Raw genomic sequence first — 21,715 nt, forward strand, 5'->3', positions numbered from 1 at the left:
TAAAGAATTTTCAACGATTGACGGAGTTAATGAGAACCAAGCAGAGGCATTCTATAGTCGACTTCGCAGGTGTGAATATGGCGTAGTTCATCGCATTACGCCCAAATACTTAATGGATCTTGCTAATGAAATTGCTTGGCGCGAAGACACTAGGAGGATCACCGAAGGTGAAACCTTAAGAGATCTTATGCAGAAACTATTTAAGAATGGTCTTTCGCGTTGGTGGCGCGGATATCATCAAGGTCATCATAGAGAAATTGAGTTGTTGATGGTTTAATATTTTTTCTAGGTCGTCCCATAGCACTTAACGATGTCCAATTTGATAATTTCCAGCGTTTATCAAAGATTGTTTTGGCTTGGGGCACCTCTATGATTTTACCTTCGGCTCGAAGCTTTCTGAGACGTTTACCAACAGACTCACGAATAAACTTATGTTCTTCAACTGAAACATTGCGCTCTAGATGAGTCAGCACAAATGCCGTTATTTCTGATGTAGAGCGGTATTCACCACTTGCGTACTTTAAACATCTAAAAATTAAACGCGTTATGTCACCAAACCTAAACATACGTACCGAAGTTTGCGTGTTGATTGGTGCAATAAATTCTGGATTAATGGGTATGTCATGTATCAACAAAGTACTATCTATTATTTTTAGATCAGCCTTTAACTGTTTCAAATGTGTTTTCCTGCATTGCAGATTAACTGCGCTAACTTCTTCTGCTCGACGATTATCCCACAGCAATTGTTGATGCAGTTCGTCTCGTATAATTAACTGCTTTTCTGACCGTTTTATTTCGGTGATTAATCTTGCGTGCCTATTAACAAGCCACTTTAATGAGGAAGGTATTTTGACAGTCATGATGTGAAAGGTTATCACTCATAACTGTCAGAGTTAATGGCAACAGATGGGTAAAAGCGTTGTGTGTAAACTACACTTTTAGATTAGTTTTAAGTTGATGAAGCTTAATTGAGATTAACGCTTGACTTCTATTGGCTTAGAAAGAGCCCGTCATGTAAAACCTGACTAAGAAGAAAGCGCCAATCGCCATCATCACATACATAGGTAGGTCACCACTCTTCTTGGTTTCTGATTTATTGGGCGTGCTAATCCATCTGTTGATTAACCATAACGCAAAAATAATGACTGGAATCATTAGCATGCTCGTGGTTGATTCAAACAGGCTGCTCATTAGTTTTGACAGCCAGCCATCTTCACGAAAAAGTTCTAAGGCGATGCCTACAATACCGATAATCATCAATCCCATTCGTATGGTTGCAAAAAGTACACTCACTTTACTTTCTGGTTTGATGTCTTTATTTTTTAGATATTTGTTAGGTTCAATTTTAGCCATGCATAGCTCCTAAAGTGCTATATTTAATTTGCACTGAGAAATTTCATTGGATCTACTGATTTACCTTGTTGCCTGATTTCAAAGTGTAGTTTTACTGTGTTGCTGTCAGTATCACCCATCTCTGCAATTTTTTGACCACTACTCACTTGCTGGCCTTCTTTCACTATAATTAGGCTGTTGTTAGCATACACGGATAGATAAGTCGCACTATGTTTTACGATGACTAACTTACCATAACCACGCAAATCAGAGCCGCTATAAATAACTTTCCCTGGGGCTGCAGCATGAATGGCTTGTCCCATTTTCCCTGAGATATCAATCCCTTTGTTACCTGCATCGTTAAAATTTGCAATCACCTTACCCTTAGTTGGCCATATCCAGCTTAATTGGCTAATAGGTTCAAGCTTAGGTGTCGACTCTACTTTTGGTTCTGCGGTCTTAGCTTCTGGTTTTGGTTCTATGCTTGGTTTTTCTGCTATTGGTTTCTTAGCCGTGTCACTAGTCACAGATTGTGCGGTAGGGGTAGCTCTAGCAGTTGGTGGCGGTTTTTTATAAGCCTCATCACTATAAGGTTCACGTAGGGCTTTAGGTTCATTAATGGCAACTGATGTAGGAGGTGTTGTTATTATTGGAGCTGTGGTTGATCTGGTTTCTTGTGGACTTTCGTTACCTATTGGATAGGTGACTACGCCATTGCCATTATCTTTTGCTGGGCTGGCATCTGCATTGGCTGATGCTTCATTGAGCGTGGAGAACTTCAGTGTTTGGCCAATTTTAATGATGTAAGGGGCGCTAATGTTATTAGCCTGTGCGATATCCTTATAGTCATAACCGTGCTCAAGGCCAATGCTATAAAGTGTGTCGCCTTTTTTTACGGTATAACTTGCTGGTCGCCAGTCAGTACCAACTTTTTGAAGAGTGGGTGTGGTTTGTGATTTGTTGGATTTACCTTGTGGTAATCGGTCAATCACAGGTGCTGGGGTAGTGCTACATGCGAAGTTAAGTAATGAGATAAATAGGATGAAAAAGCTGCGTATTGCATTCATTGTGAACTGGTACCGCCTAGTAATGGAACAAACTTTACAGGTTCTAATTGAGTTTGATGGTAATCGTTTGCAGAGACGCGCTCTACTAGATGTAGCACTTGCTCATCGGTGCCTACAGGGATTACCAAACGGCCGCCAATTGCTAGCTGCGTCAATAAATCTTGTGGGATATGGCTTGCTGCTGCCGTGACGATAATGGCATCAAATGGCGCTAATTGTGCTAACCCCATATTGCCATCGGCATGATCTAGCTTAACGTTGATGCATTTTAGTTTGCGCAGATTGTCGCGTGCTTTTAAGACCAAGGGTCGGATACGTTCAACAGAATAAACTTCTTTAGCCAGTTTTGATAACACTGCGGTTTGGTAGCCACAGCCAGTACCAATTTCGAGTACTTTTTCTATTGATTGACCATTGCGTAGCAGTTCCGACATGCGGGCGACAATATAGGGCTGGGAAATGGTTTGACCAAAGCCAATTGGTAAAGATACGTCTTCATAAGCGCGAATGGAGAGTGCTTCGTCTACAAAGATATGGCGAGGAATACTGCCAATCGCTGAGAGTACAATTTCATCCTTAATACCTTGTTCACGGAGTCGATTTAGCATGCGATCACGCGTACGTTGTGATGTCATGCCAATGCCTGCTTGTGATGATCTAATGAGAGCCAAGATTTATTCCAGTATTAGTTAGCTAGATAACCATTGTTTTACGTCATTCAGCTGTGCATGGCAGGTTAGATCAACTTGAATGGGAGAAATAGAAACTTGTTGATTAGCAATCGCGTAAAAATCTGTGCCTAAACCGCCATCATTGGGCTGGCCCGCGGCGCCTACCCAATAGACGGTTTCATTACGAGGTGTTTTAAGCTGTACGACTGGCTCTGCTTTGTGGCGTTTGCCTAAGCGTGTGACTGTACGACCTTGCAGTGCTTCATAAGGGATGTCAGGCACATTTACATTAAGTAATGTTGGTATGTTAAAGCCATTTTTTTGATAATGCTGAACAAGTTCAACTGCAACTTTTGCAGCGGTTTCAAAATGTGTAGAGTTGTGTTGAGACATTGATACCGCAATCGATGGAATGCCAAGCAAATAACCTTCCATCGCTGCTGCAACAGTGCCTGAGTAAATGGTGTCATCACCCATGTTGGCACCATCATTGATGCCGCTAATCACCATGTCTGGCATCGTATCCATTAAGCCAGTGAGTGCGATATGCACACAGTCTGTGGGTGTGCCGTTGACGTAAAAAAAGCCGTTAGATGCTTTTTTTACGCTCAAAGGGCGATCAAGTGTGAGAGAGTTGCTCGCGCCACTTCTGTTTCTTTCAGGCGCTACGACTGTAATATCTGCAATTTTTGCAATATGTTCTGCCAGTATATTTAAACCTGGTGCGAAGTAACCATCATCGTTTGAGAGCAGTATTTTCATGCGTAACTTGCTAATAGTATATTCATGACTAAATTATAGTAGAAGACGGCATGTTTGGCGCGGTATGGATGTAAAAACTTATGCTTGTTTACATGTTTTATATACTGATTTGCTTTGGTTGACGTGTTAGTCGTGCGTAAAAAATCGTACATGTAAAAAATAAGATTGTTAGGATAACCTCAAGTAGGGCAAGTTTGGCAGAAAGACCTGTATCAGCCCAAGCGCGAACTGCACCTTCAGTGAAGTAAAATAAGATGAACATACACGACCATTGGTAGGTGTAGCGTTTGCCTCGCAAAATACCAAACAAAGGCAGTAATAGCGGTAAAGTCTTGAGCATGAGTAGTGAGCCGCCAGGTTTTAATGGCGCTAAAATAGTTTCCCATGCGAGTGTGAGTAAAATAAGTGTGATGAGGCTAATCGAAGCACCCAGTTGAAGTTTGTTAAGCATGTTGATTCTATTCACGTTTTTAAAGGTTGGCTGATTTTGAGAGGCTCACCAATGCGGCTCTGGCAGATTGTGAATCATGGATTTGTGTTTCAAAGTTAAAGCGTAAGATTGTTGCTATGTCGCCAACAGTGGCGTTGACATCAAAGCCATCGCAATCGATTCCTAGCATGGTTGCATGGGTAGCCTGTACACCGTGAACGTGCTGACAATAACGGATTAGGCTATCGGCATGGTCTGTATTCATGTGCGCAAGAATTTGTGCTTCCTGATTCGCGAGTAATGCATCTGTAGGAATGTCATTAATTAAGTCATCTCCCGACAGCCAGCCCATTTTTCCAAAACCAGCAATATAGCGTGCTGTTTCAATTTTTATACGATAAAAAGCAAAATCATGCATATCAAAATAGCCGCTCGCTTGTGGTAGGTAGCGTAAATAACGCTCGCGTAAATTAGCGTCTTCATTTTTATTAATCTCACTAGCCGTACCTAGTAGCGTAAGTCTTGCATTCGCTTGTAAGTCTTCTGCCCCAGCAAATACCAGCAATGATACTTTTGGATTAGCAGCGATATTTTTAGTGTGTTCTGCAATATTGCTAATTAATATGATGGGTTGGCATTGGTGGTCTAATACAAACGGTGCTACTGAACCAAAAGGGTAGCCTTCGTACTTTGTTGAATGTGTTGAAAGTATGCTGGTTCGCGTGCTTCTTAAAAATTGCCTAGCTTCTAGATGTAAACTGGTCATGTTTTAGAGTTTTCTCGATAACTTTAATGCAGATTCCGCGAGGCGTTTACCTAGTGCGATACATAGTTTTTTTTCATCATCGCTGATGGGTTTATCATCCATTGCTCCGCCAATATGACTCGCACCATAAGGTGTGCCGCCAGAGGTGGTGGCTGATAATGCAGGCTCTGAATACGGTAAGCCGACAATGATCATGCCGTGGTGCATTAGCGGCAACATCATGGTGATAAGAGTGGTTTCGTTACCGCCATGCATAGAGCCACTAGAAGTAAATACAGCGGCCGCTTTGCCAGTCAGAGCGCCCTTTAGCCAAAGTGCAGTGGTGCCATCAAGAAAATATTTCATCGGCGCTGCCATATTGCCAAAGCGGGTTGGACTCCCTAATGCTAGTCCAATACATTCCTCTAAATCTTGTAGTTCAACGTAGGGGTCACCTGAGTTAGGGATATCGGATTCTGTGGCTTCACAATTTGCTGATACTTTAGGGACGGTGCGAATGCGCGCTTTAATGCCATCAACACTCTGCACGCCACGTGCTATCAGCTGCGCCATTTCACGGACTGCGCCACCTTGAGAATAATATAGGACTAGGATTTCGTTCATTCGGCTTCATTTCGTTACTTGAAGCTGAAAGTATATAACACATCGACAGCACTTTCATTGCCAGCTTCAGCGCGCAATGCCCAGCGTGGCGTGATGTTGAAGGTGAGTCTGGCGACATCTTGTAAGCTGCTGATACTTTTTGCGTAACTGAGATACAGTTGTGAGCTGAGTCGTTTACCTAGTGTGAGTGATGCATTTTCAGCATCACCGCCAGCAAAACTGAACTCATCTAGGCCAGCAGCGCGTGCTATTTGGCTTTGTAGCGGGACCGATTGTCCTTGTGAGAATAGTGCGCCAGCGGCGAGCGATAGCATGGCAAAATCGTTTTTCCCTGCTTGATCTGTGCCATGACCCAGTACTAGCCATGCGAGTTTATCTGTTTCTGGTACATTGGGGTCTGAGACTAGCTTCACTACTGGCGTTGTTGCGCTACCTGTTATTTCAACGCCAGCATTGACAGGTTTGCTATTACGCATTGCTCGGATGTTTAAACCTGGGTTATCCATCGGGCCATTAAACTTTAAAATGCCTCGATCAATCGTTAATATCTGGCCATATGCCATGAAAGTGCCTTTTTCGACATTGATACTGCCTTCGGTGTAGGGTCTATATTCGGTGAGGCCTGTTAGTGTTAGTGCACCTGCTAGCTTCGCGTCTAGCCCACGTCCACGCAGGGTAAAGTCATTGCCTAATTTGATCTGTAAGCCATTGAGTAGAATTTGTAATGAAGCTTCTTTTTCTACAACGGCTTGCCCTAAAATCACCACATCATCACCTAGCGTAGGTGTATCTTCTTGAGCGAGTTCTATTAGACCTTTGTTGACGGTGAAATCGCCCATTATGTTGAGTAAATTGTTAGCGAGGATGGTTTTACCTGTGCCACTTAATGTGAGCAGGCGATCAGCTCTAGATAGTATTGTAAATTGATCCGCTGTCCAAGCGAGGTCTATGGTTGGTTTTCCTTGATTTAGCTTTACCCAGCCGTTTGCACTTAGGTTGCCAGAGCCACCTTGCCAGATCATTTGCTCAATGTTTAGCTGGTCATTTTCAAAACGCGCTTGAAATGTACCGTTGCTTAATTGAATGCCTTCAGAAGGCAGGCTAAAGCTGATTTTTTCGCCATTCACGTTACCGCTCAGGTTGGGGTGCTCAATGGTGCCGTCGGCATTTGCAGACAGTGTTATTTTTCCATCAAGGTCTGCATCCATCATGGATGATGGCATAGGAAGCCACAGCAAAGTATTGAGCCGAGCGTTGCTGGTTAATTTAAATGGTGCGTTGTTGTGTAAGCTAAAGCCTGCGTCTGTTTTTGTAAGTTGAGTCGCTGTTTCAGCATTTAGTGTGCCAATATTTTTACCATTCAAACTGATCTTGGCGGCTAATTCATTGTTGACAACGTTAAGTACCAATTGCGTTTCTGATAAACCTAATGGTAATAGCGTGCCATCTGATTTTTTGAAAGTGATATCGCCACTATCACGCCACAGGCTAAAGTGTGCATTGATTGTATCTTTAGTTTCAAGTGACCATTTTCCTGAAAAAACTGCATTACTGCTCAGCGTACTTGGTAGTTCTAATAAGTTTGGCGGCAGGTCATCTAAAGTTATCTTTTCAAGAGAGCCCTTGCTATCTAATATGTTGTTACCGACATGTAGGTGTTCGATATTAATCGCGCCATTTTGACGTGTGAGTAATGCTTGCTTGAGCGATATCTGGCTTAAATCCGCACTAAGTGGGGCCGGTGCTTTAAGTGTGACGGGGGTGCCTCCTGCAAAATCAAGTTGTTGCAGCAAACCTAACCATTGTTTTTTTGCTGATGATTGGTTTAATTGCACTCCACCTTTAAGCGTGCTTTGCAATTGATGCTCTTCGTTTTCTGCATTAATGATGATGGTATGGTCAGCTTGCGTGCCCTTTAATGTGATGGCGCTATTAATGGGCGCGTAGCTCCCATACTTGATTGTTTGTGCTTCAATGTTCGCGGCTATCGTGCCGTTTTCACCTGCTGTGATGTTCGCTTCACCTATTAAGTGCTCAATCTGTAAGTCTTTAGATAGTTGTAATTTTTGAGCGAGTAGTTTGAGTGTTGCTGATGGGTTATCAATCGTACCATCGAGAGTGCCGTTAGCATTTACTTGCCCTGAGTAGGCTTGATCAAGTTTGCTCATGTCAGGAAAATCTGCCCGCCATGCTAAGTGCAGGTTTTCTTTATTAATGTTTCCAGTGCCTTTTATTTGATTATTGGCAATGCTCACTGCAAACGCTAGTTGTTCTAGTGCTTGGCCATTTAATTGTGCGTTTACTGAGCCAGATACGGTTTGTTGTTGCCAAACACTATCATGTGTTGTGATGGATAGTGCTGCATTGAGTGATGGTTTGAGTTCGCCCTCTAGGTTAAAGTCTATATTGAGCAATGCCTCTGGATAATTGCCTAAACGGGCTGGGTATAGTTCCAGAACCTGCCCTCGTAACTGTATTGCATAGTTTTTATTCAACTCCATTTGAGCATCAATGATGAGTTGCGCGCCAGCTTGATGTGTATTTGAATTTAATAAATTTATTTTCCCATCTTGTAGTGCTAACCAAGAGGTTGAATGGATGTTAATAGTATTGAGGTCACCACTTAATTCTGCTTTTAAAGCATAAGGGTAATCAGCATCGGTTTTTTTAAGGGAGAAGTCACCTTTGAGCGTGAAGGGCTTGCTTGCGCTCATATTGATGTGTGCTGAAGCCTCTCCCCACGGCGTACTTGCATGAGAAAGATTCAGGTTGAGTGTTTTTGCATCACCCTTAAAATTTAGTTTAACGTTGTGAAGTATCTGACGGTCATCCCCGTTCACGATGATGACTTCGCTAATTTCTGACTGTTCGATAGCCATCGGGAAGGGGAGTTTGATACTGTTAGGTAATGGTGATTCTTTTGCTTCAGTTTCACTTTCTTTAAGCGTGATAATCAGGCGTTTGGCTTTTAATTGCTCTACGCGTAAATCGCCCTCACCAAAAGGTGAGAGTTGCCAGCGTGCACTAAATTTCTCTAGTTTTAGATGAATACTGTCTAGGTCATAGCTAAAGGTATCTAAGCTGGTGCTGAGACTAATGGTTGATTCACTATGTGCTGAGGGCAATAGCAATAAGGCGATGCTCACTAGTAGAATTTGCAAGTAGCGTGTCATTAAAATATCACCCCAATATTGAAATGCATACGGTACTCATCTGTTTCTTGTCCGTAAGCAATGTCAGCGCCAATAGGTCCTACAGGGCTTTTCCATCTGGCACCTAAGCCGTATCCATAAACAGGCTTTAAATCTTTAACTGTGTTAGCGGCATTACCAAAGTCAGTAAAGATCGCTGCTCCCCACTCGGGTGTTAGCCATTGAATAATTTCAATACTACCAGTAGCAAGATAGCGTCCACCCACAATTGCATCACCTTCGTTGACGCCTAAGCTCTGGAAGCCATAACCACGTACCGATTGATCACCGCCTGCACGGAATAGAAAAGTGGCGGGTGCGCTATTTTTCCCATGCACCATCCCTAGTTCAGCGCGCGCGATTAGTTGGGTGCTTTTAGTGATTGGGTAATAAGCCTGTGTTTTAAAATAGCTCTGCAAGAAAGTGCCATTGGATAGTGATGCTAAAGGTGCGCCATTAAATTGAGCGTTAAATAAATAACCGCGCGAAGGGTTTAAGTTATTATCAGTACGTCTTAATGTGATGCCGTAGCCTAATGTTGCTGCATAGTTATCGGATGATTCTGCACCATCTAACTTAACTTGCTCGGACAGTACGTTAGCGCCTACATATTGCTCACGTTTAAGTGTTCCCCACGCGCGCTTTACGCCTGTTTGTGTCAGGGTGGTTGTTTGTCCTTCAATCTCTGTGCGTGTTGTGGAGGCGTTTGCACTGTCCCGATAGCCGTCCTCAGTGGTCGGTAGGCGAATCACGCCAGAAACGGATTGTAGCCTTTGCTCTAGTCTTAGACTGGAAGTCATTCGCCAATTGCGATCAAATAAGTTTAAATGATCTACTGTCAGTTGCGTACGTACACCAGTGTTAGTACTGTAACCCAAGCCCGTGCTGAGTTTAATTGATTGATTTTCATCAACTTTTACTTTAATTGGCACCAAGTTAGTTTCTTGAGAAGCCGCTCTGGCATCTGAGGTGACTTCTACGACGCGGAAATAGCCGCTCTCTTGTAAGCGGGTTTGAAAAGTCAGTAACTGTGCTTGACTATAAACCTCATTAGGTTTAATCGGGTTAAGGTTGTGGATGATGCTTTCAGGATAGCGTTGCAAACCATCAATCTGTATCTCGCCAAAGTGCACGGTGTTTCCACTGTTTACATTAATCTGCAAGGATGCCGTATGTTGATTGGCGTCAATAATAGCCTTGGTTTCAGTGATGGTTGCGTTTGGATAGCGATTGACCAGTAATTTAGTCAGTAAGCTGCGCTTTGCATCAGACCAAGCGGCCTGTGTAAATGTCATGCCAGATTTGAGTGGCCATTCATCGCGAATTTGTTGCTGACTGGGCATCGTTTTGTCAGATTGTTCAGTGATGTCACCAGCGAATGTGATCTCTACATTGTTGATGACACTAGGCTTGCCTGGTTTAATCGTAAATTTAGCAATATGTTCGCTATTGTTTTGCGTAGATTGCAGCTTGATATTTGGAGAAAAATAGCCTTCTGTCGCCAGCAAGTCTTTGATTTGTTGGGGCGCTTCTGCGGATAGACGCTTCCACTCGCCTGGTGACATTCGCGGGTTTTTACGCCATTTGATGATGTCGAGATGATTCTGTAATAGTGATTCTAATGAGGAGGGCGCTTCAATTTCTACTTGGTAGCTATTGTCATCTGCGTATGCAAGCGCTCCCCAACATAAAAAAATTACGTAGATAATAAGGCGTCTAATCAAGAGCTTGCGCCTTATTGTCACTGGTTTTTAAATCCATTTAAACTCACTTAATCGTTTTAACAAGCTCCGCTGCTTTACCTGTGTAAGTTGCAGGTGTCAGTGCTAGTAGTGCTTGTTTAGCCTCTTCTGGAATAGATAAGCCGCTAATAAATGTGTGCAATGAACTTTGATTGATGCCACCTTTGCCACGAGTCAGCTCTTTCAACTGTTCATATGGGTTTTCGATACCATAGCGGCGCATTACTGTTTGAATCGGTTCTGCTAACACTTCCCAGCTATTATTTAAATCTTCGTCTAATCGTGCAGGGTTTACTTCTAGTTTATTTAAGCCGCGTAAGCAAGAATCGTAGCCTAGCAATGTGTAGCCGAAAGCCACACCCATATTACGTAATACCGTAGAGTCGGTTAAATCACGCTGCCAGCGAGAAATTGGTAATTTCTCTGCCATATGGCGTAACACTGCATTCGCTAAACCTAAATTGCCCTCGCTGTTTTCGAAATCAATCGGGTTAACTTTATGCGGCATCGTAGATGAACCGATCTCGCCCGCTTTTACTTTTTGTTTAAAGTAACCTACAGAGATATAACCCCAAATATCGCGGTTGATATCAATTAAAATCGTATTAATACGTGCTAGTGTGTCGTACAGTTCCGCCATGTAATCGTGTGGTTCAATTTGTATGGTCATTGGGTTATAAGTCAGACCTAATGAGGATACAAAACGTTCTGCGAAGCTTTCCCAATCGAAATCAGGGTATGCAGATAAGTGCGCATTAAAGTTACCAACTGCACCGTTGATTTTCCCTAGAATGTCATTGTTAGCCAATTGTTTTTGCTGACGTTGTAAGCGGTATACCACGTTGGCTAGTTCTTTACCCATGGTGGTAGGTGATGCTGTTTGGCCATGCGTGCGTGATAGCATCGGTTGGTTAGCCAATTGCTCTGATAGCTCAGTTAAACGTGCAATTAGATTGTTTAAGAATGGCACCATCACGCTGTCACGCGCACTTTTTAGCATCAAGCCGTGAGATAAGTTGTTGATGTCTTCTGAGGTACAGGCAAAGTGAATAAATTCACTGGCTTTTTTAACTTCAGGGTTGCTATCAAACTTTTCTTTTAGCCAGTATTCAAGCGCTTTTACATCATGATTAGTACGTGCTTCAATCGCTTTCACCTGTGATGCATCTGCTTCACTGAAATTGCTAATTGCGGCATCTAACTCTTGGATAGTTTCAGCGCTAAATGGTGAAATTTCAGCTAACGCTGGTGCGCCAGCTAACGCTTTAAGCCACTCTACTTCTACCCATGCGCGGTGTTTAATCAGCGCATATTCACTAAAGTAAGGGCGTAAAGCATCAAGTTTAGATTGGTAGCGACCATCAAGAGGGGAGAGTGCATTTAATGTGGTAAGTGACATAGCAAAAAAATCAGCGTTTTATAAAAGTGCTATTTTACCTTAGTAGCAGAGAGGGGCAAAAAGTTTTTATTTTTATATCAATTGATTACTTAATTGATTGGATCATAGTGTGCGTATAACTGCTGATGTTGATGACATAAATGCATGTCCACTTCGGTCTATAATAGATTTATCTTCAATACTAACGCTTTAAAAAATGCCACAAGAAAAATCTGGTCAACTTCACCCTACATGGCAAGCTGTGATTGGTAACGAGCTTGATAAGCCTTATATGCAATCGTTACGCGCTTTTTTACTGCAAGAAAAAGCCGCTGGCAAGATAATATTTCCACCTAGCTCACTGATTTTTAATGCTTTTAATCACACCCCATTTGACAAGGTGCGCGTGGTGATTATTGGGCAAGATCCTTACCACGGAGTCGGTCAAGCGCATGGATTGAGTTTTTCAGTGCCAGAAGGCATTGCGTTGCCACCTTCATTACTCAATATTTTTAAAGAAATTGAAAATGATCTAGGCATTAAAATCCGAGGGAAAGGCGATTTGACGTCTTGGGCAAACCAAGGCGTACTGTTATTAAATGCAACACTAACGGTGGAAATGGCCAATGCTGGCTCGCACCAAAAGCGCGGTTGGGAAACCTTTACCGATGCGGCGATTGCAGCTTTAAACCAGTATCGGGAAGGCTTGGTGTTTGTGCTGTGGGGGAGTTATGCCCAGAAAAAGGGCGAGATGATCGACCCGAGAAAACATATGGTGCTGAAATCGGTGCATCCATCACCGTTATCAGCACATCGAGGTTTTTTTGGTAACCACCAATTTTCGAGTATCAATGAGTACCTAAAAAGGCGCGGTGAAGCGCCGATTGACTGGCAGATTTAGCGTGGGTGGAGTAAGGCCTACAAAGAATGTATGTGCATTAATAAGCTACTTACCACACCATTTATAAACCATAGCACTCAAGACTAGAGTTAAACACATTTTTGTGGCACTGGTAAACGACATGCTTATTGTACTGCGCTAGAGTATCCAAATCATTGGTTATATTATGCACATATATTGATTTTGGCATTGCTTTGAATTTCCCCACTAACTCTTTAGGATCGTTGGTTGGAGTAAGCAAGTTAATATTTCCGAAGATGTACCTAATAAATCCATGAGAATACAAATTAAAATCCCAAGCCAAATGATCGTCCTCTGGAAGTGGAATGCTATAGCCCCGATCGGAAAGAAGGCATGTCTTATCATCGTAGGTATATATTAGTACCATAATGAAAAGTTCTGGGTCCTCATAAAGCCCTTTAACAAGCTGCTCTAAAAAATTGGGTTGACCTTTCTCAAGAGGATTTAGCAAAAGGAAAATAATGGAAAGCCAGTCAGTATACTCAGCTTCGGACACGTCCAGTTGATTACATAGGTGACTTTGCTGAGGCTTCCTCCCATTAAGTACTCGCTCGAAGTTCTTATACTGAACAGGGTCTGTTGGACATAAATTTTTAAGCAAAGGAAATGTATTTAGAATCTTTTTTATTGAATATGGATTTCGTACAAAATTTAAAAACTTAGAGAGAAAAATATTGAGAATTTCTGATTTTATATTAGCACCTGCATTAGGTAACTTTGAAATTAAGCTCTCGGTATTTGATTTTATGTTAGCTTCATACTGAGAAAATAAATTTTCGAAATTATATCTAGCTGTCTCATTCTTTAAAACTTCAAAGCTAAATATATCGTTCAAGCTTAAAGTATTTGAAATTTTAAAGCCTTTGTCTGAGTTTAGACTAATAGAGTGAGATTCTCGATCATTTAAACTAAATGAATAGATTTTTTGATTATCCTTTTTAGCTAATGGATTAATCGCATTAAGTCTTTGCTCTATTTGAGGGACAAAGTGTTGATTTATAGTTGCATTCTGTAAGTCCACACCTAACTCTCCGTTGACTTATAACAGTTACTAAGCAGATGCACGCGTCCATTTAATAACTGTTATAAGTATTGACTTTTTTATGTCGCTTTTCTTTTAAATCTTGAAATTAGGCATTACTCAGTGGTCTATAAATATCGAGCGTAGTGTGTGCGAATTAAAAGGCTATCTGCACATACTGCCTACGAATTAAGCAACGAGCATATCTACAAACTCATTCACTGGCATGGTTTCTAACGTACTCTGTGCTAAGCATAACGCCAAAATATCTGCCTGTTTTTTTGCATCAAATCTTCGTGCTAAATTCACTTTGAATTTTTTGACCAATTCAGGGATGCCTTCACCACGGCGACGGCGGTGGCCAATTGGGTACTCTACGGCAATGTTGCTTGAGCTAGTGTCATCTTTAAAGAAGATTTGAATCGCATTAGCGATTGAGCGCTTCTCTGGGTCTAGGTAGTCGCGCGTGTATTCTGCTTTTTCTACACAGGTCATTTTGCTGCGAATCGCATCAATACGTGGGTCTGCCGCGGCTTCATCTTCGTAATCCTGAGCAGTCAGGTTGCCTTTTAATAGGCCGATGGCTGCCATGTACTGAATGCAATGGTCGCGATCGGCAGGGTTGTCGAGCGGTCCTGTTTTATCAATGATACGAATTGCAGATTCGTGTGTGGTAATCACGATTTTGTCGATGGCTGCAATTTGTTCTAGGCTTTGTAAGCGGTTGCCGATTTCTTTATTTAGCTGCAAGGCACATTCCACTGCTGTTTGTGCGTGGAACTCAGCTGGGAACGAGATTTTGAACAGCACTTGCTCCATGACATAAGAGCCGTAAGCACGTTGGAATTTAAACGCATTGCCTTTAAACAGCACGTCGTAAAAGCCCCATGTTTTGGCAGTGAGTGCAGATGGGTAGCCCATTTCACCTTGCATTGTCATCCAAGCCAGCCTTACCGCACGTGAGGTTGCATCGCCAGCTGCCCAAGATTTACGCGAGCCAGTATTCGGGCTATGACGATAAGTGCGTAGGCTTTGTCCATCCACAAAAGCATTAGAAACGGCGTTGATAATATCTTCTTTATTGCCGCCTAGTAGTTTGGTCACCACTGCGGTAGAGGCAATTTTTACTAAAATTACGTGGTCTAAACCAACGCGGTTAAAGCTGTTTTCAAGCGCGAGTACGCCTTGGATTTCATGCGCTTTAATCATGGCAGTGAGTACGTCTTTGACGGTAAGCGGTGCTTTGCCTTCTGCGATATTTTTGCGTGACATATAATCTGCTACCGCCAAAATTCCGCCTAGGTTATCCGATGGGTGACCCCATTCCGCAGCTAACCAGGTATCGTTAAAGTCTAACCAGCGTATCATTGCGCCGATATTAAATGCGGCGAGTATTGGGTCAAGCTGAAAGTTAGTGCCTGGTACTTTTGCGCCATTAGGCACAACGGTGCCAGCAATGACTGGGCCGAGCAACTTTGTACAAGCTGGATAATCCAGTGCTTCAAATCCACAGCCTAATGTATCCATCAGGCAATTGCGTGCAGTGTCGTAGGCTTCATCGCTATTGATTTCAAAATCTGCAACATAATTAGCAATATCAACAATGACTTGGTCAGGTGCGGGACGGACGTTTGAGATGTGCGACGACATATTTTAGGGCCTTTAATATGAAAGTAATTTAATTGAGTTCGTCATTCCCACCAAAACTGAATCCATATTTAAACGGAGGATAAAAAAATGGATTCAGTTCTCGCAGAAATGACAGAAGTTAACTGTTAACGTTTTTCTAGTGGTACATAGGGGCGATTATCAGGCCCTACATATTCAGCATTTGGGCGGATAATTTTGTTATCAATGCGTTGCTCAATCACATGCGCGACCCAGCCTGTGGTACGTGATATCACAAAAATCGGGGTGAACATGCCAGTAGGGATGCCCATCATGTGATAACTGGACGCGCTATACCAATCCAAGTTAGGAAACATTTTTTTCTCGCGCCACATGGTTTCTTCAATACGGGCGGAAACATCAAATAGCGTCATGTTGCCGTTATCTTCACATAATTTGCGGCTAACAGATTTGATTGATTCATTTCTTGGGTCTGCTATTGTATAAACAGGGTGGCCGAATCCGATAATGATTTCTTTACGCGCCATGCGTTGCATGATGTCGACTTCTGCTTCATCAGCCGTTTTGTAGCGTTCAATAATTTCCATGGCGGCTTCATTTGCACCGCCGTGTTTAGGTCCACGTAATGCACCAATCGCGCCTGTGACGCATGAGTACATGTCAGATAGGGTGCCAGCTACCACACGTGCCGTAAATGTAGAGGCGTTAAATTCATGCTCTGCATATAACACAAGCGATGTATTCATAGCGCTGATGTGTAAATCCGAAGGTGTTTTGCCGTGCAGTAAATGTAAGAAATGCGCGGCAATCGAGTCTTCGTCGGTTTCTACTTCGATACGTTTTTGATTGTGGCTAAAGTGGTACCAGTAAATCAAAATAGAGCCAAAACAGGCGATTAACCTATCGCCTAAGTTTTTAGCATCTTCAATATTGCGGTCGCTTGCCTCTGGCTCTAGTGTGCCAAGCATTGAACAGCCAGTGCGCATCACATCCATAGGGTGTGCGTTCGCAGGGATTTGCTCTAACACTTTTTTTAAACCATCAGGTAGGCCGCGTAACTTCTTGAGCTTTTGGTGATATGCAGCTAGCTCAGCTTTATTAGGTAGTTCACCATGAATCAGTAGGTGAGCTACTTCTTCAAACGTGGCTGATTTTGCAAGCTCTATAATGTCGTAGCCACGGTAGTGCAGGTCGTTCCCAGTGTGACCAACGGTACAGATTGCAGTAGTGCCCGCTGAGATGCCAGCGAGCGCTACGCCTTTTTTCTTTTTAGGTTCTTGAGTAGTGTTGGTTTGTGTCATGCTACTTTTCTCCCTTAAATAATTCGTCTAGCTTTTGTTCGTATGCGTGATAGTTGAGGTGTTCGTAGAGTTCTGCACGTGTTTGCATCGTGTTGACTACATTGGCTTGCGTGCCATCATTACGTACGGCTTGGTACACGTTGAGTGCGGCCTGATTCATGGCTCTAAATGCTGAAAGTGGGTATAGCACCATGCTTACATTGGCACTGCGTAGCTCATCAACGGTAAACAATGGTGTGGCACCAAACTCGGTGATATTGGCAAGCACTGGTACTTTGACTGCCTCTACAAACTGTTGATACATGCTAAGTTCGGTGATGGCTTCAGGGAAAATCATGTCTGCCCCAGCTTCAACACAGGCGCATGCGCGGTCGATTGCTGATTGCAGGCCTTCGACAGCCAATGCGTCGGTTCGCGCCATAATGACAAAGTCAGGGTCAGTTTTTGCATCAACAGCTGCTTTAATGCGGTCTACCATTTCAGCTTGGCTGACAATCGCTTTGTTTGGGCGATGTCCACAGCGTTTGGCTTGCACTTGGTCTTCAATATGCACTGCGCCAGCGCCTGCTTTAATAATGCTCTTGATACTGCGCGCAATATTAAATGCGCCGCCAAAACCAGTGTCGATATCTACTAACAATGGTGTTTCAGTGACATCAGTGATTCTGCGTACGTCAATCAGTACGTCTTCTAGGGTTGATATGCCTAGGTCTGGAATACCTAATGAACCTGCTGCCACGCCGCCGCCAGATAAGTACAAGGCTTTGTAGCCTGTTTGTGTGGCGAGTAGTGCATGATAAGCGTTGATTGCCCCTATGATTTGTAAAGGCGTTTCGGCGCTTAATGCGGCTCTGAATCGTGTACCTGCGGTCGCTTGTTTGTTCATTGCTCACTTCCTTCAGTTCATTTTAATCATGCTAGATTGCTATGTCAGCGTGTGTTGCATTTAAAACCCTATCCTTTCGGTAGCATTCATGCGTACCGATTTGTGTTTGGGTTATTTGTTGTTTAAAAAAATGCTTCAGTTGCTTCTGTAGAAATGTCCACTCTAGTGAGTCTGGCTTTCTGCAACACTTCCCAAAAGTATCTGTAGGTTGCGCGGTCATGTAACTCGCCGTTGTATTGAATCGGGCCCCAATCGGCGTTTTGTGCGGCAAGTAAGATGTTGGCGGCATCAGACACTTCATCAAAATTAGGCTTCATTGCATCTACAATGGCTTGGATTTGAGTTGGGTAAATACTCCACATGCGCATAAAACCAAATTCATTGCGTGCGCGGCTGGCGTCACTTAATGTGGTTTCTGCGTTTTTTAAGTCCAGCGTTACGTTATGTGCAGGCACTACACCATTAGCAAGTGCGGCGGCGACCACTTCAGTTTTAGCCCGAGATAAGAGTTTGTGCTCAAATTGACCAGGGCTACGCATTGCACTTGCGGGAATCGCGCCATGATGTGCGCTGACAAAGTCCATTAAGCCAAAATCAAGTACTTGTAACCATGGTAATGTGGCTATTTCATGCACTTGTTTGAGTGCGCCGTGGGTTTCAATCAGTATGTGGATTGGAATGACGCGATCAATGTTATTTTGTTTCGCTATCTTTTGAACGTACTGAATCATCTCACTGGCTTGGCTGATATCCGTGCATTTTGGAATGGTGATATAGCTCAGTACCTTGCCCGCACCTGCGACTAAAATGTCGATATCTAATTTCCATCCAGGGTGCGTGTAGTCATGAATACGCGCACCTGCCATTTGGTGTTTGTTGGCTTCTGAATTTAATACGCGAACAATCATCTCCGCATGCTCGCGCTCTTGCCCAGCGGCTGCGCCATCTTCACAATCGCAAGTGATATCAAACACAGCACCAATGCTATCTTGTAGTGATAGTGCTTTTAGTATGAGTTTTTCACTGCCAGCAAAGTGCTCGCAGGCTGGAATGAGCGGGAATGGTTTTTCTCCACCAAATAAGGCTTCATTAGGGTGTTTTTTATATAAAGTCGCAGCCATTATTGATTTCCTTTGCGTGGCATAAGTACGGTGTAATCAAGATCAAGTACTACATTAGGGTGGTAACTGTTGAATTGTTTTGTTTCTGCCAAATCGGTTGAGTTCATGTTTTTGATGCCTACCATGCGTAGCCTGAGTGCGCCTATATCACTTCTGTTTGGCAGTTCCCAGCGATCTAACACTTCGGTAAATGTATAAATGGTGTCGCCTGCGAAGCATGGGTTGGCATGTGTGCCTGCGTTAATGGCAACAATGCTGATGGCGTTTTCTAGCCCTTCATAACTTAATGCTCGGCAGGCGGAAATAACGATGCCGCCATAAACCAAACGTTTGCCAAATGTGGACGTCTGCATTAAATGTGCGTCAAAATGCAGGCGTGCATTATTCTGATAAAGCCGCGTGGCGAGCGAGTGGTCACTCTGGTTAATCGTCATGCCTGCGGCGTGATTAATGCGTTCTCCTGCTTGATAGTCTTCCCAATAGAATTGTCCACCCGTGGCATCTTGGTTAAAGTTGGTTGCCGTTAAGTATGCCGGGATGTTTAATTGATTTGCTGCAACAAATGCGGGTAATTCTGGCACTATGGTTTCAGGTGCTGGAGCATTGGCGTCATTTTTATGCACCATGACCCAGCGCACCCAGCTTAAAACTGGCTGGTTATGCTGATTCACTGAGGTTGATCGTACATAAACAACCCCGTTTTTACCGTTGGAATTTTGTTTAAGCCCAATCACTTGGCTGGACGTACTGAGCGTGTCGCCTACAGATACGGGTTGTAAGAAGCGCACATCGGCATAGCCTAAGTTTGCCACCGCGTTCACAGAAATATCAGGTACGGTTTTGCCAAAAGCGATATGAAATGTAAGTAAGTCATCTATTGGTGCTGATTGGTAGCCCACGCTTTGCGCGAACGGCTCGCTACAATGCAATGGGTTGCGACTACCTGTTAAGGCGATATAAAGTGCAACGTCACCTGTGGTAATCGTGCGCGGAGTGGCGTGTTGAATCACTTCGTTTAGGGTGAAGTGTTCAAAAAACCGACCTGATGATGTTTTGTTTGATTGCATAGTGGAGGCCATTTATATGTATTCTTCTTCAAGCTCAATAATTGCTTCATGGAGTTTAATTAAACGTTGTGCGGCTTTAATGTGATGATGTTCGACCAGTTTGTCATTCACAACTACCGTGCCGCGACCAGCCTCGTTGGCTTCTTTGAGCGCAGTGATAATTAGCCTTGCATTAGCGACTTCTGTTGCTTTTGGCGTATATGCATCATTGCAGTAAGCAATTTGAGCGGGGTGAACCAGTGATTTCCCATCCAAACCCATGTCGCGTCCCAATCTACACGCATACTCAAAAGAATGCATGTTTTTGAAATCGCTAGTAATGCCATCTATCACGCTTCTGCCATAGGCGCGTGCCGCTAAAATCACCAGTGATAGTGAGGTTAAAATGGCAGAGCGTTCATGTGTTACATGCGCATGTAGTTGGGAGATTAAGTCAGAGGTTGCCATCACAATACAGCTGATTCTGTCTGACGCAGCTGCAATTTCTTTGGCATTTAAAACTGCAAGCGGGCTTTCTATCATCACCATAATAGGCATATGGCTACCACCAGCTTCATCTAGGTATGATTGTGCTTTCAGTACATCTTCACGTGATTCAATATTGGGGAAAAGAATCGCATTGGCACCAATATTGGCTACTGCACGAATATCATCGTGCCCCCAAGCTGAATCTAAATTATTGACGCGTACGACTACTTCTCGAGAGCCGTAGCCGCCTTGCAAGATAGCTTCTACTACATTGGCTCGAGATTCTTCTTTTGCATCGACAAGAATCGGGTCGCCTAGATCCAGAATAACAGAATCAGCCGCTAGGGTGCGTGCGCGGTCAAGATAGTGCTTATTGCAGCCCGGTACGTATAGCATAGAGCGTCGTGGTCGGATGTGATATTCCATAATCAATATGACTTTCTAAAGATGTGGATTTGATTATATAGATGAAATTAAATAAGTGTCAACATTTATCTTATGTCTTATATAAGATATAAAACACTAGACTAATTTTATTTTGCATGATATAAATTCAATCATGGAAATTAAGCAAGTTGATAACAACCAAATGCATGGGTTTAAAAATTATGGATAAGCAATTGAGTTCACCTAGTTACAGGCCTTTATATGATCAGATTAAAGTGTTAATTACACAGAGTTTGATTGGTGGTGAATGGGGTCCTGGCGATGTGATTCCTAGTGAAATTGAGTTAGCTGCACGATACAAAGTGAGTCAAGGGACTGTGCGCAAGGCCATTGATAGCCTATCTGCCGAAAATATTTTAATTCGCAGGCAAGGTAAAGGTACGTTTGTCGCAACCCATAGTGAAGAGGTGACTAAGCTTAGATTTTTAAGGTTAACCTCGGTGGATGGTAAGAAGGAGTTGCTACATAACGAGCTAATTTCTTGTGTTAAATCGAAAGCTGATAATTATCTCGCTAAGATTTTGGAGATTAAAGCGGGTGCAGCAACGATAGAAGTTAAGCGCTTACTCACTTTTTCTGGCCGTCCAATCATTTACGACCATCTAATTGTGCCAGCTGCCACTTTTAAAGGTTTAAACGGTAATAAGGTTGAAGAGTGCAATGGCTCAATGTATAGCATGTACGAATCGCAATTTGGCATACGTATGATCCGTGCTGAGGAGCGCTTGAAAGCAGTGGGCGCTGACCAAGAAGTAGCAAAAGCGCTTGGGTTGAAAGAGGGTTTTCCACTATTAAGTATTGAGCGCGTTTCGTTTACCTATGGCGATAAGCCGATGGAATGGCGCTTAGGTTTGTGTTTAACCGATGACCATCATTATATGAGCGAGTTGGAGTAGTTTGAAAGCATCCGC

Annotated in this window: 21 protein-coding genes; 3 read left to right on the top strand and 18 right to left on the bottom strand. The window is 43.1% G+C overall.

Annotation, left to right across the window (positions count from 1 at the left end):
- The first annotated feature begins 16 nt into the window (after window positions 1–16).
- The gene (locus tag Q7U33_RS05960; RefSeq protein WP_304858747.1) at window positions 17–277 is read left to right on the top strand and encodes a transposase; all 261 of its coding nucleotides are present in this window, start codon (window positions 17–19) and stop codon (window positions 275–277) included.
- Here Q7U33_RS05960 and Q7U33_RS05965 read toward each other — a convergent pair.
- From Q7U33_RS05965 to purB, 11 genes are all read right to left on the bottom strand, one after another.
- Window positions 201–860 carry a hypothetical protein gene (locus tag Q7U33_RS05965; RefSeq protein WP_304858715.1) on the bottom strand — a complete coding sequence of 220 codons (660 nt, stop codon included), beginning with the start codon at window positions 858–860 and terminating at the stop codon, window positions 201–203. The two genes, Q7U33_RS05960 and Q7U33_RS05965, sit on opposite strands and share 77 nt — an antisense overlap.
- A gap of 136 nt (window positions 861–996) precedes the next feature.
- Window positions 997–1,353, bottom strand: coding sequence for a hypothetical protein (locus Q7U33_RS05970; RefSeq protein WP_304858717.1), 357 nt, complete (start codon window positions 1,351–1,353; stop codon window positions 997–999).
- 23 nt (window positions 1,354–1,376) lie between these two features.
- Window positions 1,377–2,399: a peptidoglycan DD-metalloendopeptidase family protein gene (locus Q7U33_RS05975; RefSeq protein ID WP_304858718.1), complete on the bottom strand. Its 1,023-nt coding sequence runs from the start codon at window positions 2,397–2,399 to the stop codon at window positions 1,377–1,379.
- Window positions 2,396–3,034 carry a protein-L-isoaspartate(D-aspartate) O-methyltransferase gene (locus Q7U33_RS05980; RefSeq protein WP_304858748.1) on the bottom strand — a complete coding sequence of 213 codons (639 nt, stop codon included), beginning with the start codon at window positions 3,032–3,034 and terminating at the stop codon, window positions 2,396–2,398. Before Q7U33_RS05980 ends, Q7U33_RS05975 begins: the two co-directional genes overlap by 4 nt.
- 54 nt (window positions 3,035–3,088) lie before the next feature.
- Window positions 3,089–3,832 carry a 5'/3'-nucleotidase SurE gene (surE, locus tag Q7U33_RS05985; protein ID WP_304858719.1) on the bottom strand — a complete coding sequence of 248 codons (744 nt, stop codon included), beginning with the start codon at window positions 3,830–3,832 and terminating at the stop codon, window positions 3,089–3,091.
- A gap of 97 nt (window positions 3,833–3,929) precedes the next feature.
- The gene (locus Q7U33_RS05990) at window positions 3,930–4,283 is read right to left on the bottom strand and encodes a DUF2069 domain-containing protein (protein ID WP_304858720.1); all 354 of its coding nucleotides are present in this window, start codon (window positions 4,281–4,283) and stop codon (window positions 3,930–3,932) included.
- A 19-nt stretch (window positions 4,284–4,302) separates the two neighbouring features.
- The gene (locus Q7U33_RS05995) at window positions 4,303–5,028 is read right to left on the bottom strand and encodes a HugZ family protein (RefSeq protein ID WP_304858722.1); all 726 of its coding nucleotides are present in this window, start codon (window positions 5,026–5,028) and stop codon (window positions 4,303–4,305) included.
- A 3-nt stretch (window positions 5,029–5,031) separates the two neighbouring features.
- Window positions 5,032–5,631: an NAD(P)H:quinone oxidoreductase gene (gene wrbA / locus Q7U33_RS06000; protein ID WP_304858724.1), complete on the bottom strand. Its 600-nt coding sequence runs from the start codon at window positions 5,629–5,631 to the stop codon at window positions 5,032–5,034.
- A 14-nt stretch (window positions 5,632–5,645) separates the two neighbouring features.
- Entirely contained in the window at window positions 5,646–8,804 is a 3,159-nt protein-coding gene (locus tag Q7U33_RS06005) for a translocation/assembly module TamB domain-containing protein (protein WP_304858726.1), read from the bottom strand.
- Window positions 8,804–10,546 (bottom strand): autotransporter assembly complex family protein, encoded by a 1,743-nt coding sequence (locus Q7U33_RS06010; RefSeq protein WP_304858727.1) that lies wholly within the window; start codon window positions 10,544–10,546, stop codon window positions 8,804–8,806. The genes Q7U33_RS06005 and Q7U33_RS06010 overlap by 1 nt, the downstream gene beginning before the upstream one ends.
- A gap of 43 nt (window positions 10,547–10,589) precedes the next feature.
- Window positions 10,590–11,963, bottom strand: coding sequence for an adenylosuccinate lyase (purB, locus tag Q7U33_RS06015; protein ID WP_304858729.1), 1,374 nt, complete (start codon window positions 11,961–11,963; stop codon window positions 10,590–10,592).
- Between the two features lie 196 nt (window positions 11,964–12,159).
- On the opposite strand from purB, the gene ung reads away from it, so the two are divergent.
- The gene (gene ung, locus Q7U33_RS06020) at window positions 12,160–12,843 is read left to right on the top strand and encodes a uracil-DNA glycosylase (RefSeq protein WP_304858730.1); all 684 of its coding nucleotides are present in this window, start codon (window positions 12,160–12,162) and stop codon (window positions 12,841–12,843) included.
- A 61-nt stretch (window positions 12,844–12,904) separates the two neighbouring features.
- On the opposite strand, the gene Q7U33_RS06025 is transcribed toward ung, so the two are convergent.
- From Q7U33_RS06025 to Q7U33_RS06055, 7 genes are all read right to left on the bottom strand, one after another.
- On the bottom strand, window positions 12,905–13,885 hold the full coding sequence (locus Q7U33_RS06025) for a hypothetical protein (RefSeq protein WP_304858731.1): 981 nt from the start codon (window positions 13,883–13,885) through the stop codon (window positions 12,905–12,907).
- Between the two features lie 189 nt (window positions 13,886–14,074).
- Window positions 14,075–15,535, bottom strand: a complete 1,461-nt coding sequence (locus tag Q7U33_RS06030) for a bifunctional 2-methylcitrate dehydratase/aconitate hydratase (RefSeq protein ID WP_304858732.1) — start codon at window positions 15,533–15,535, stop codon at window positions 14,075–14,077.
- 125 nt (window positions 15,536–15,660) lie between these two features.
- Window positions 15,661–16,815 (bottom strand): 2-methylcitrate synthase, encoded by a 1,155-nt coding sequence (gene prpC / locus Q7U33_RS06035; RefSeq protein WP_304858733.1) that lies wholly within the window; start codon window positions 16,813–16,815, stop codon window positions 15,661–15,663.
- 1 nt (window position 16,816) lies between these two features.
- The gene (gene prpB / locus Q7U33_RS06040) at window positions 16,817–17,701 is read right to left on the bottom strand and encodes a methylisocitrate lyase (protein WP_304858734.1); all 885 of its coding nucleotides are present in this window, start codon (window positions 17,699–17,701) and stop codon (window positions 16,817–16,819) included.
- Window positions 17,702–17,823: 122 nt separating this feature from the next.
- On the bottom strand, window positions 17,824–18,822 hold the full coding sequence (locus Q7U33_RS06045) for a CoA ester lyase (protein ID WP_304858735.1): 999 nt from the start codon (window positions 18,820–18,822) through the stop codon (window positions 17,824–17,826).
- The gene (locus Q7U33_RS06050; RefSeq protein ID WP_304858736.1) at window positions 18,822–19,889 is read right to left on the bottom strand and encodes a MaoC family dehydratase; all 1,068 of its coding nucleotides are present in this window, start codon (window positions 19,887–19,889) and stop codon (window positions 18,822–18,824) included. The genes Q7U33_RS06045 and Q7U33_RS06050 overlap by 1 nt, the downstream gene beginning before the upstream one ends.
- 12 nt (window positions 19,890–19,901) lie before the next feature.
- Window positions 19,902–20,783 (bottom strand): CoA ester lyase, encoded by an 882-nt coding sequence (locus Q7U33_RS06055; RefSeq protein WP_304858737.1) that lies wholly within the window; start codon window positions 20,781–20,783, stop codon window positions 19,902–19,904.
- 182 nt (window positions 20,784–20,965) lie between these two features.
- Between Q7U33_RS06055 and Q7U33_RS06060 the strand changes: the two genes are divergently transcribed.
- Entirely contained in the window at window positions 20,966–21,700 is a 735-nt protein-coding gene (locus Q7U33_RS06060; protein ID WP_304858738.1) for a GntR family transcriptional regulator, read from the top strand.
- Window positions 21,701–21,715 lie beyond the last annotated feature (15 nt).

The sequence above is a fragment of the Methylotenera sp. genome, assembly GCF_030653755.1.
Classification (GTDB): Bacteria; Pseudomonadota; Gammaproteobacteria; order Burkholderiales; family Methylophilaceae; genus Methylotenera.